The sequence below is a fragment of the Pseudomonas sp. LBUM1678 genome (assembly GCF_059695575.1).
The window spans coordinates 2138950-2151182 of sequence record NZ_CP166775.1; the positions used below are offsets into that span (position 1 = coordinate 2138950).

The following is a 12233-nucleotide window of genomic DNA, read 5'->3' on the forward strand; positions in this document are numbered from 1 at the left end:
CAAACGCTCGAAAACGGTGCAGTAGAGAGGCTAGAAAGCGAATCCAGTAGTGTGAGCCGGGACAAAACCCCTGCCTGCTACGCCAACCTAATTCTGGCGCCGTTTGCCCACATGCCAAAAACCAGTGCCACGCTGCTGATAATCGATGATGACGAAGTAGTGCGTGCGAGCCTCGCGGCCTACTTGGAAGACAGTGGTTTCAGTGTCCTGCAGGCCAGCAATGGCCAGCAGGGTCTTCAGGTATTCGAGCAAGACAAGCCCGACTTGGTCATCTGCGATCTGCGCATGCCGCAGATGGGCGGACTCGAACTCATTCGCCAGGTCACCGAGCTGTCGCCGCAAACCCCGGTGATTGTGGTTTCGGGTGCCGGCGTGATGAACGACGCGGTCGAGGCCCTGCGCCTTGGCGCGGCGGACTACCTGATCAAGCCTCTCGAAGATCTGGCTGTGCTCGAGCACTCTGTGCGTCGGGCCCTGGATCGCGCGCGCCTGCTGCTGGAAAACCAGCGCTACCGCGAGAAGCTGGAGAAGGCCAACCGAGAGCTCGCCGCCAGCCTGAACCTGCTCCAGGAAGACCAGAACGCCGGTCGCCAGGTGCAGATGAACATGCTGCCGGTCAGCCCCTGGACCATCGACGAGTTCCAGTTTGCCCACCAGATCATCCCGTCGCTGTATCTGTCGGGTGATTTCGTTGACTACTTTCGGGTCGACGAGCGTCGGGTAGCTTTCTACCTGGCGGACGTTTCCGGTCATGGCGCCTCTTCAGCCTTCGTTACCGTGCTGCTGAAGTTCATGACCACGCGCTTGCTATTTGAATCCAAGCGCAGCGGCACATTGCCAGAATTCAAGCCTTCAGAGGTCCTTGGTCATATCAACCGAGGCCTGATCAGTTGTAAGCTGGGTAAACACGTCACAATGGTCGGTGGAGTCATCGACGAGGAGACAGGTTTGTTGACCTATAGCATCGGTGGTCATTTGCCGTTGCCTGTGTTGTACACGCCAGACAGTGTTCGTTATCTGGAAGGGCGCGGTCTGCCGGTGGGCCTCTTTAATGAAGCCACCTATGAAGACCACGTGCTGGAGCTGCCGCCGACGTTCAGCCTGACGCTGATGTCCGATGGCATCCTGGACCTTTTGCCAGAGCCTACACTCAAAGAAAAAGAAGCGGCTTTGCCCCAACGGGTCAAGGCAGCGGGCGGCAGCCTGGATGGTCTGCGGCAGGTTTTTGGATTGGCCACGCTAGGGGAGATGCCGGATGATATCGCCCTGTTGGTGTTGAGCAGGAATCTTTAATGAGTACCGGTAGAATCCAGTTCGCCGAGCAGGATGGCACCTTCGTCCTGAAGTTCGTCGGTGAAGTTCGCCTGACCCTGTGTTCGGCGTTGGATGCGACTATTGAGCGGATCTTCACCGCGTTGAACTTCAACGCGATCGTGATCGACCTGACCGAAACCCGCAGCATCGACAGCACCACCCTTGGCCTTCTGGCCAAACTGTCGATCCTGTCGCGGCAGAAGGTCGGCCTGCTGCCGACCGTCGTCACCACCCACGAAGACATCACCCGTCTGCTGCAGTCCATGGGCTTCGAGCAAGTGTTCAACATCGTTGACCGCCCGATCCCATGCCCTGAATGCCTGACCGACCTGCCAGACCAGGATCAGTCCGAAGAAGTCGTGCGGATCAAAGTGCTCGAGGCACATAAAATCCTCATGGGCCTGAACGACTCCAATCGTGAAGCTTTCCATGATTTGGTGAATGCGCTGGAGCGTCACTGATTCCCTGAAATGGATGTGGAACAGGCGGGCCCCATCGCGAGCAGGCTCGCTCCCACATTGAGTCCTGTGGGAGCGAGCCTGCTCGCGATGCGTCAAAACAAAAACTCAAATTCAAAGCATAAAAAAGGGCGAACCTGTGAAGGTTCGCCCTTTTTGCGTTTGCTCTTACTGAATCAGAGCTTGGCTTGCAGCAGTGCTTCGAGTTTTTCCTGGTCGCGGGCGAACTGACGAATCCCCTCAGCCAGTTTCTCGGTCGCCATCGCATCCTCGTTGGACAACCAGCGGAACTGCGCTTCATTCAGGCTCAAACGCGCCTCACCCGCATGGCCCGGGGCCAACTTGCGCTCCAGCTTGCCAGTGTCCGCCGCCAGCTTCTCCAGCAGGTCCGGGCTGATGGTCAGGCGATCACACCCAGCCAACTGCTCGATCTGATTCAGGTTACGGAAGCTCGCGCCCATGACCACAGTCTTGTAGTCATTGGCCTTGTAGTAGTTGTAGATGCGCGTCACCGACTGCACGCCCGGATCATCCGCGCCGGTGTAGTCGTTGCCGTTGGCTTTCTTGTACCAGTCGTAGATGCGGCCTACGAACGGCGAAATCAGGAACACGCCAGCGTCAGCACACGCCGCAGCCTGAGCAAACGAGAACAACAACGTCAGGTTGGTCTGAATGCCTTCCTTTTCAAGCTTCTCGGCGGCGCGGATGCCTTCCCAGGTGGAGGCAATCTTGATCAGCACACGGTCGCGGCCAATGCCGGCCTTGTCGTACAGCTCGATCAGACGGTGCGCACGCTTCAATACGGCGTCAGTGTCGAACGAAAGGCGCGCATCCACTTCAGTGGAAATACGGCCCGGTACAACTTTCAGAATCTCTTGGCCTACCGCTACGCCAAATCGGTCACTGGCCAGGCCCACATCGCCCTTGCAGTCGTGAACGCAGGCGTTCAGCAACTCGGCATAACCGGGAATGGCCGCCGCTTTCAGCAGCAGGGAAGGGTTGGTGGTAGCGTCGACGGGTTTTACGCGAGCGATAGCTTCGAAGTCGCCGGTGTCGGCAACTACGGTGGTCATTTGTTTGAGTTGTTCCAGCTTGGAAGTCATGGGCGTGCTCTGTCCTATGGGTCTAATGACATTACCCGAGCGCTGACAGCCACTCAAGGGCGCATGTACGTATCGGTGGCCCCGGTGGCAACAACCGGGAAACGGATGTTTGAAAGGCGGGGCGCGGGTATCGGTAAATACGATGCCAAAATGCGGTGCAGGTTCAAAGCAACTGACCGTTGACGCCGCTGGCAACTCCGGCGCCTGCGCCTCCATGCCTGGATCCGGGTGCTTATGACTGTTAAAAATGGTCAAGTTCAGCCGTTATAAGATGTCAAATAGTGCGGTGCGGATGGCGTGTAATGTGGCGCCGATAAATGCAGGTATTGGATAGGGAAATGACTTCACAAGGGGAGCGGGTGTCTGCAATTGTGGAGGCCTTCGATGACTTTATTCTCGGTTATGTATTAAAGAAATTGACCGAAGTGTTTGAAGAACTGATGGCCGCTTCAAAGAGTAACCACCCAGACAATATGACTGGTCTGGTGGAGATGGGCAGGGTGAAAGCCGCAAAGAAAATTCCCGGCTGGCTGAAACGGGTGAAATGCAGCATGCCCAGTCAAGTCACTCGCGTATTGATGGATCAAATGAACGACTCACAGAAGTCCGGACATGACCTGCGCTTTGAAGCGCAAGCCGTATTGTTCGAGGTGCTGGTGGAGGAATCGCTGGCAATGGACGCTGCGAGTTATGCACAGTGGATTGATAAAAGCCCCTGTTAACGGGGGCGCGGTCGTTACTTCAATAACATTTTGACGGCGGCTTGCGCAGGTTTTGATTTTCCATCGGATGACGTTAACCCGAAACTTCTCTCGCGATCGTTACTGCCCGAGTCGCTGTTTTTCCATTCATAAAGGGATGTCAGCGGTATATTCAGTTTTTTGACATCCGAGATGAATCTTGTAATGCGTGATGCCTGTCCGGCGGTGCCTCCGATGGAACTGAGCGATGGTACTCCCCATTCGGTAATGACCCCCGGTACATGGAAGTTATCCAGGATAAACGCTTGAGCACTGCTGATTTCGGTGCCCGACATGCCATAGGGATGGTAGGAGACCGCACTGAGGCATTGTGGGTAATCCTTAATGATTTCAGTCAGTGCAACGGTTGCCTTGGAGTCTTTGGTTGGTGCCTTTGCGAACCCAAACCCGATCAGTGGTGTTGAGTGATTCCGCTGTTGTAACGCGTTGCACACTGCACTCATGAAAGGCACAAACGTTACTTCAAAATCTTGGGTCGGCCAGTATTTTGGCAAGTCCGGTTCATTCCAGATTTCAATGGCAACAAGCTGCGTACTGAAGGCGTTTTCCAGGCCGATGACCGAGTTCGCGAAGGCCTCTCCCGCAGCGGCGAGATCACTGCCCCTGCTTTGCGTTTTGTGGGTTAGCGCCTTGGTTGAGCGAACGGTCATCAATACCGGCAGGTCGGCGGATTTGGCTGCAGCGAAGGCTTCATTGATCTGGTGTTGATACGCCGGGTTGCCCAGGCTGTTCGTCCAGACGCCAAAGCGCACGAATCCGAATCCTGAGGCTTTGATCTGCTGGGCGTCGGCGGTTGAGAAATTTTGAATCTTCACCTGAACGCCTATGGTCTTGTTGTCTTGCGCCAGGGCTGAAAAAGCCTGGCTGGCGTATGCGGGGCTGAGTGCGCCAAGTATAAACAGCGTTGAAGTGGCAATCAGTCGAAAACGCATATGGGTATTTCCTGTTGAGTCAGTATGTCGTCCATGGCATGGGCCTGGATCAAAATAGCATTAGCCAGTTAATACAGCGATATCATTAATCCTCTATTTCAGACCCTTCATTGTTAGTTTTTGTCGGATAAATAACTTCCGGGTCGCGAGTGTTATTTAAGGTCCGGTTTTCTGGTTGGGCGTTTTTTATGTGTCGTGGTATTTAATACACTTGTATTTGCATGGTGGATCCATCTCTGAATGCGGGACGAACTAATCGGTTCAATCATATCCTCGCTATACGTTGGCCGATTCGACACTACACGGGAAGAGTAGCCTTGTTCAGAAAAATTCTTGTGGTCTGCGTCGGCAATATTTGCCGAAGTCCTACCGCTGAACTGTTGCTTCGCCATGCGCTGCAACCTTCAGGTATCTCAGTGACATCCGCGGGATTGAACGCGCGGGTGGGTGAGTCTATGGAGTCCGACGCACTTCTGGTTCTTGAAGAACAGGGCCACGAAGCCCACGCGTTTAAAGCGCGGCAGATTACTCCCGCCATTGTTAATGAATCAGACCTCATTCTGGTCATGGAAAAAGAGCATGTACAGGGCGTATTAAAGATTGCATCGCACGCCAGGGGCAAAGTGTTTCTTCTGGGCAAGTGGCAGAGTGAGCGCGAAATAAAGGACCCGTATCGTCAAGGAAAAGCTGCTTTTGTCCATGCCCATGCATTGATTGAAGATGCCGTTTGCTCATGGGCGCAGCGCCTCGGACGTTGATGGATTTTCAGATTAGTAATAATGGTAAAAGAATAGACCTTATGCAGTTACCGTCAGTAATCAGCACCCGGGATAAAGAGAGAGACGAGATTGATCTGCTCGGTTTATTAGGCACATTGATTGACCATAAATGGTTAATCGGTGCTATCACCGGGGCGTTCATGGTGACCGGTGCCGCGTATTCGATCTTGTCGCCGCCAGTGTATCTGGCGAACGCTCTGGTGCAGGTCGAGCCGAAAAAGAACGATATGCTGGGTTTCTCGGATATCAGCAGCATGCTTGGTGGGCAATCACCGGCAGCCACTGAGATCGGCATTATCAAGTCCCGAGCAGTCATTGGTAAAACAGTCGATGATCTGCGCCTTGATATCGTGATAACGCCCAACACCTTTCCGGTTGTCGGCGGCTTTCTTGCGCGGCGATATAAAAGTACCCCCACCGAAAGTGTTTCACCTCCGCGTTTCGGCATGAACAGTTATGCATGGGGCGGCGAACGCCTTGATATTGAACAGCTCAATCTGCCAAATGAGTTGTTGGGCAAGAAATTGATGCTGGTTGCCGAAGAGCAGAATCGATTCAAACTTTACGATGACAATGGCGGTTTGTTGGCCGCCGGCGCCACAGGCGAAGCCATCACGCAGGACGGTGTCGAGGTACTCGTCGCGAGCATGACCGCGAATCCAGGCACAAAATTTGAAGTCGTGCGCAATCCACGCATTGTCACCATTCAGAACTACCAGGACGCCCTCGAGGTCTCCGAGCAAGGTAAAGAGTCGGGCATTATAAGTCTGGCCTTGGCCAGCACCGACTACGCCCTGGCGGTGAAGATTCTCAACAAGATCTCAAGACTGTATGTGCAGCAGAATGTGCAACGCACCTCTGCCGAGGCCGCACAGAGCCTGGAATTCCTGCAAGCACAACTCCCGCAAGTCAAAGACGATCTGGCCAAAGCCAGTAACGCGCTGAACAGCTATCAAACCCACGGAAACACCGTAAATATCTCGCTCGAAACCAAATCTGTCCTGGAACAGATGGTGGTGCTGGATACGCGCATCTCGGATCTGAAACTCCAGCAAGCGGACATGGATCGAAAGTTCACCAGAGAGCACCCGGCGTACCGTGCCTTGATGGCTCAGATGGGGGATCTGAACAAACAGCGACAAGGGTTGGAAAAGAAGGTCCAGGGACTTCCGGCGACACAACAGGAACTGTTGAACCTGACCCGTGATGTGGAAGTGGCGACACAGATCTACACCCAGCTGCTGAACAAATCCCAGGAACTGGACATCGTCAGGGCAGGGGCAGTCGGCAATGCGCGGTTGATTGATACGGCGGATGTCGACATCACGACACCGGTCAAGCCCCGCAAAGCGCTTATCGTATTGATTGCGACTTTCCTGGGCGGGTTTGTCGGTGTTGCCCTGGTGTTAGTGCGTAAATCGCTGAACAGAGGGCTCGAGGGGCCAGAAGCCATCGAACAACTTGGACTGCCCGTCTATGCCTCCATTCCTTACAGCGCCCTGCAACAGGAAGAGGACAGTAAGAAAGTCCGCTTGGGCGATAGTGCCAGCCACCAGGCGTTTCTATTAGCGCTGCGTAACCCCACTGACCTGTCCATCGAATCGATACGCAGCCTGCGAACCTGCCTGCATTTTGCGGGGCTGGATGCGACCAACAACCGGATCATGATTTCCGGTCCGAGCCCCCAGGTCGGCAAGACGTTTGTCTCCTCTAACCTGGCCGCGGTCATTGCTCAAAGCGGGCAGCGGGTCGTATTGATCGATGCCGACATGCGCAAAGGTCATCTGCACAAGACGTTGGCTACCCCGATCAGTAACGGTTTGTCCGATCTGTTGACCAAGCGCTGCAGCATTGAGCAAGCGATCAATAAACTCGAAGTCGATAACCTGCATTTCATCAGCCGTGGGCAGGTGCCACCTAACCCGTCAGAGCTGTTGATGCATGCCAACTTCAGAGAGCTACTCGCAGAACTAAGCGAACGCTACGACGTGGTGATCATCGACACGCCACCTCTTCTTGCAGTGACCGATGCAGCAATCGTTGGGCGTGAAGCCGCGATTAATCTGATCGTGACGCGCTTCGGTGTCAATCCAGCCAAAGAGATCGAATTGACTATTCGTCGGTTTGCGCAAAACGGTATCGAATTGAAAGGCGCGATTTTTAACGGCGTCGAGAAACGAGCGTCCAGTTATTACGGTAATGGCAGCTACGGCTATTACAACTATGAATACGCCTCTGACAAGTCGTGATGCGAGTTCTATCTGCCAGCTAATCAGGTGAGAGAGAGGTTAACGATCGTTAACCACTCTCTGGCTTCTTTTTGCCTGCGATTACGTTCATGGGAATGGGGTGGATTGTGAAAAAAATACTACACGTGGCAGAAACGATCAAAGGTGGCGTTGCGACGGTCATCCGGACGATATCGACACCGCCTGAGGGCGACGTTCAGCAGTATGAGTTGGTCTATTTGATCCCGTTTGACCAGAAGAAAGAACTGCATGGCATTGATGAAAAAGACATCAGGACCTTCTCCCGGAACAAGCGAGATGTCGTCTCCCTGCTGCGGTTTGCCTGGCAACTGATCCGAGTGATCTTCAAGGAAAAACCTGATGTCGTGCACTTGCACAGCACCTTTTCCGGAGTCATTGGCCGATGTGTGTGCCTGGTCATGCGCCCTTGGCGGTCACCGAAAATCATCTACTGCCCGCACGCGTTTTCGTTCTTGATGGAAAGCTCTCCGGCCAAACAGAAAGTGTATTCGCTGATTGAGCGGCTTTTGCAAAAAGTGACGGATGTCATTATCTGTGTCAGCCAGTATGAACTGGACAAAGCGGCTTCGTTTGGTATCGATCGCCACCGCATGAAACTGATCTACAACGGCATTCATTATAAAAACGATGAAAGCCTGTCCAATCAACGTACGGATATCCAGCTTTTGTTTGTGGGTCGACTGGACTACCAAAAGGGCTTTGATGTTTTGCTCAAGGCGTTCACGGAAGTCGAGCGCACCGACTTGAAACTGACGGTTGTCGGCAGTGCCGTGAATGAGGAGTCGGTGGAGTGCCCCGTCATTGACGCGGTGGAATACCTGCCTTGGGTGACCCCGGCCGAAGTGAATGCCCTCTATAAAACGGCAGACGCCCTGATTGTCCCCAGTCGCTGGGAAGGTTTTGCCATGGTCCCGCTCGAAGGAATGGCCATGGGCGTGCCCGTTATCGCCAGTGACTGTACATCGTTGCCTGAACTGGTGAAGCACGACGTCACGGGCTACATATTTTCGACGGGCGATCATCAGGCGCTCACCAATATTTTGGTGAATATCAAGAAGCATAAGTTGCTGGAACTCGGCACCGAAAGCCGCAAGCGGGTGCGCGAACGGTTCAGCGCAACGCTGATGATCCAGCAGACCTATGACGTGTATTCCGCTCAAACTTATTAAGTAGATATCAAGATATGAACGTAACTATTTTGCATGGCTACAGTGCGTCAAATTCGGGTGATGGCCTTCTCGTGGATTTGGCCATCGCCTTGGTGCTGCGTAACTTTGGTGCTGACACGTCAATCAACGTCGTTGCGTCCGACCCCAAGTCATTTAGTTATCTTCCGTACAAGAAGTATGACGCGCCGGTCATGGCGGCGAAAGGACTGGGCCGGGTGAAGGAAGCTGTGTTCCTTAAACAGTCTTACGCGCCGCTCGCCGACCTCTTGAGCACCAGTGATCTGATCGTCGGGGTGGGCGGCGGGTACATGCGCTCAAAAAGTGCCTTTGAACACATCAAGTTGAAACTGGGTCATGCCAAACAGCTCGAAACGGCGATTTTGAGCAAGGTGCCATCGGTTTACCTGCCGCAAAGTATCGGCCCGTTCCACGGTGAGAGCAGCGCGATCGTAGAACACTACGCGAGTGCCGATGCGGTATTTGTCCGGGACAACAGGTCGTCGGCTATTTTCGAATCCAATGCCAATGTGTATCGAGCGCCAGACCTGGCGGTCCAGGCGTTGGCGAAGAAGATATTGGTGCAACCCAAGTTCACCCGCTGTGCGGCATCGCCGGCCGTGGTCTGCGTGGTTCTGCGCAAGCCTCCGGAATGGAGCAAAGAGAAAAAAGTTGCCTACGTTGCCAACTTGAAGCTTCTGCTGAAGCGACTAAGGGCCAAGAGCAAAGTGGTCTGCGCTGTCCAAAGCGCCGTCCGTGGCAACGATGACGGGGCGTTCTATCGGGAACTCGGCATTACCGAAGACCTCTTGCCCTTGAAGGCAACCCTGTCCAAGTATCAGCCCGACCTGGTTATTTCCGTAAGACTGCACGGAGCCATTGAGTCTCTACTCGCCGGCGTGCCTGCGTTCCATATCAGCTATGAACGCAAAGGCTTTGGCGCCTATCAGGATATGGGCGTGGAAGACTGGGTGATCAATGGTGGAGATATCAATGTCGACACCATCATCGACACCGTTTACGCCCCGAATGCGTTGTCCATATTCGGTAAGAAACTGACGGACACCTGCAAGGAAATCGAAGCCAAAACGGAGTTGATGGACAATATCATCAAAGGGATTGTTCGATGATATTTCGGTTGTTGCTACGGGGAGGTGCATTAGGCGCGAAGTTTTTGCTGGTGTTGGCCATCACCCATTACCTGGGTTATGACGCATTGGGTTTCTACGGCGTGGTGGTGGCCGCCTCCTTGATCGCCTCGAAGTTTTACAGTGTTGGGTTCAGCTCTGAAATCAATCGGCTGATCAGCGTGGGTGGCAGTACGAGGCTCGTCGTTGATAAGGTATTGGTTCTGTACCTGGCCGTTGGTTTGTTGTTATCGGTGGTTACGGTCGCCCTCTACTCACTGTTCAGTGATGTTGAGGCGAGTGCCGCGTTGATCGCGTGCGTTACGCTTTTGCTGCTCACCGAGCATCTTTCCTTCGAAATAAACTCGTTTGTCTTTTCCGCACAAAAAGCCAACTGGGGCGCGCTGCTGTTCTTCATCAAGACCGGCCTCTGGGCGCTCCTTGCCGTTGGCGGACTCATGGCGGGCGTAGTGTCCACCATCGCCAGTGTTCTCTGGTTATGGGTGGCGACCAACCTTCTGGTGATCGTGGCCGGTTACTTCATTGTGGTTAACGTTCATAACGGGCGGGAAGTCCGTGCTGTCACCACGGTTTCTGTCTGGAGAGCAGGGCTGCCCTTTTATCTGGGAGGCGGGCTGATCGCATTAAGTCAGTACGCTGAACGTTTTCTTATTCTGGACATGGAACCGTATGCCAGCCTCGGCAAGTACGTGTACTCCTGGTCTGCTGCAAACACGCTACAAGCATTGTCCTACGCCGTTGTTGCCGTGGTGGGCATTCCGGTGCTCGCCAAGCGTTATAAAGATAACCAGCAGGCGCTGACGGTCCGGCAGTTGTTCGTGAATCAATGGGTGCTGCGTTCTCTTATTGTTTCCTGCGCGGTGGCTGTGCTGATTTATGCTTTCTTTAACATTCTGCTCGATTATGTGGCCGCCGCAGTCCCGCGTCCGGATAACCGGATTTTAGCGATACTGATTTTCTCTTTTGCTCTGCGCGCCGTCGGCGACATCGTATGGGGTGGTCTTATTGCCTCAAAAAACAGTCGGGTTTCCTTAGCCAGTGCGGCGATCTGCCTGGTGATTTCACTGCCTGTCAGCTATGTGCTCATCAAGCACTATTCAATATACGGCGCGGCGTGGGGCAACGTCTTTTCGATTACCGTTCAGTTGGCCGTCATTGCTTTGCTGACCAGGTTCACCCGGGCGAAGGGGCGCTTGTAATGGCTATCTCTCTACCGTCCATAGAGTTTCGCGGAAGAAAACTCGACTCGCCCATTTCCTTCCTGATTCTGCTATGTGGTCTTTTTCTGTCTATTGCGATGCCGCTGCTGATGCACCGCGACCCTGGTCCTGATGCAATGACCTTGTGGTCGTCATACGTTCGGTCAGACAACTGCAATTTCTGGAATCCGTTTTCACCGGATCGGTCTTCTTACGAGTGCTCGGCCTACCTGTTGCGTCCCACCGGTATCAACCTGACCAATGCGTGGGCCTACGGGATGCTGTGCAACCTGTTTCTGACGTCTATCCCGGTCTTCATCTTCAAAAGAATACCGATAACGTTATTTCTGACCTTGTGCCTATGGGGTGTAGTTAGGTCGTTTTTTCTGGATAACCTGACCAAGGAAATCATTGTCTCGGTGGCGGTGATCGCGATTCTGTTTTTCTCCTTTTCGAAACGATACCGAGCGGGCTTTTTTCTTTCTGCGCTGTTTTACGGCGTGCTGATTCGGCCCTACTGGATATTGTTCTCGCTGGTCTGGGTTGGCGTGTGCGTGATGAAGAAGCATGTCTCGCGTTTCAGTTTTTTCGTGATGCTGTTCATGTTCTATCTGGTGATCGCGACGGCGATTCAGTTGCTGGTCGGCTATTCGGTTTCGTCCATTCGAGCGAGTAACAATGAACAGCGCACCCTGGGTGAAGAGGGGTCAAAGTCATTGATCGTGTCGTGGTTTAGCGGCGGTGATTTCGTTTCACAGGCCGTGGACTCGATGAGCATATTCTTCAGGCTGTCTTTCCCGGTGGAGCTGATACTTCTCTCCGGCCTGGGCCAGATCATCTTCGTCGTCCTGATGATGATGACCTCTTTGTTGATGTTCAAAATGATCACGTCGAGTCACTACAAGGGCTCAATCATCGAGCCGAAAGTCAAAGAACTGATTGCGATCCCACTGTCCTTTTTATTGGTGCAGGGTTTGTTCGAGCCTGACTTCGGCTCGTTTGCCCGACATTTCTCCATGGTGGTCCCGGTGCTGTTTCTGGGGCTGGGGTTGCAGTTGCGCTCAAGAAAACCTGAGCCGGTTGAATCAAGCGTCTTGCGCTGA

At 53.6% G+C, this 12233-nt stretch carries 11 protein-coding genes; 9 read left to right on the forward strand and 2 right to left on the reverse strand.

What is annotated here, in order from left to right; translation table 11 throughout:
- Positions 1–111 precede the first annotated feature (111 nt).
- Together rssB and rssC are read left to right on the forward strand one after the other, a co-directional pair.
- Positions 112–1293 (forward strand): two-component system response regulator RssB, encoded by a 1182-nt coding sequence (rssB, locus tag ACA070_RS09670; RefSeq protein WP_010456296.1) that lies wholly within the window; start codon positions 112–114, stop codon positions 1291–1293.
- Positions 1293–1775, forward strand: a complete 483-nt coding sequence (gene rssC, locus ACA070_RS09675) for an anti-sigma factor antagonist RssC (RefSeq protein ID WP_007935262.1) — start codon at positions 1293–1295, stop codon at positions 1773–1775. The genes rssB and rssC overlap by 1 nt, the downstream gene beginning before the upstream one ends.
- Before the next feature lie 173 nt (positions 1776–1948).
- On the opposite strand, the gene tal is transcribed toward rssC, so the two are convergent.
- Complete coding sequence (tal, locus tag ACA070_RS09680) at positions 1949–2875, reverse strand: transaldolase (RefSeq protein ID WP_109629027.1); 927 nt, start codon at positions 2873–2875, stop codon at positions 1949–1951.
- Between the two features lie 317 nt (positions 2876–3192).
- Between tal and ACA070_RS09685 the strand changes: the two genes are divergently transcribed.
- A complete protein-coding gene (locus ACA070_RS09685) occupies positions 3193–3597 on the forward strand; it encodes a hypothetical protein (protein WP_497450928.1) in 405 nt (134 codons plus the stop codon).
- A gap of 14 nt (positions 3598–3611) precedes the next feature.
- On the opposite strand, the gene ACA070_RS09690 is transcribed toward ACA070_RS09685, so the two are convergent.
- On the reverse strand, positions 3612–4568 hold the full coding sequence (locus ACA070_RS09690) for a glycosyl hydrolase family 5 (RefSeq protein ID WP_497450929.1): 957 nt from the start codon (positions 4566–4568) through the stop codon (positions 3612–3614).
- A gap of 317 nt (positions 4569–4885) precedes the next feature.
- Between ACA070_RS09690 and ACA070_RS09695 the strand changes: the two genes are divergently transcribed.
- The 6 genes from ACA070_RS09695 to ACA070_RS09720 all read left to right on the forward strand — a co-directional run bounded on the left by ACA070_RS09695 (position 4886) and on the right by ACA070_RS09720 (position 12233).
- Positions 4886–5326, forward strand: coding sequence for a low molecular weight protein-tyrosine-phosphatase (locus ACA070_RS09695; RefSeq protein ID WP_497450930.1), 441 nt, complete (start codon positions 4886–4888; stop codon positions 5324–5326).
- A gap of 41 nt (positions 5327–5367) precedes the next feature.
- Entirely contained in the window at positions 5368–7596 is a 2229-nt protein-coding gene (locus ACA070_RS09700) for a polysaccharide biosynthesis tyrosine autokinase (protein WP_497450931.1), read from the forward strand.
- 107 nt (positions 7597–7703) lie between these two features.
- Entirely contained in the window at positions 7704–8786 is a 1083-nt protein-coding gene (locus tag ACA070_RS09705; protein ID WP_497450932.1) for a glycosyltransferase, read from the forward strand.
- Positions 8787–8800: 14 nt separating this feature from the next.
- Positions 8801–9913: a polysaccharide pyruvyl transferase family protein gene (locus ACA070_RS09710; protein ID WP_497450933.1), complete on the forward strand. Its 1113-nt coding sequence runs from the start codon at positions 8801–8803 to the stop codon at positions 9911–9913.
- Positions 9910–11130 (forward strand): MATE family efflux transporter, encoded by a 1221-nt coding sequence (locus ACA070_RS09715; RefSeq protein ID WP_497450934.1) that lies wholly within the window; start codon positions 9910–9912, stop codon positions 11128–11130. Before ACA070_RS09710 ends, ACA070_RS09715 begins: the two co-directional genes overlap by 4 nt.
- Positions 11130–12233, forward strand: coding sequence for a hypothetical protein (locus ACA070_RS09720; protein WP_497450935.1), 1104 nt, complete (start codon positions 11130–11132; stop codon positions 12231–12233). The genes ACA070_RS09715 and ACA070_RS09720 overlap by 1 nt, the downstream gene beginning before the upstream one ends.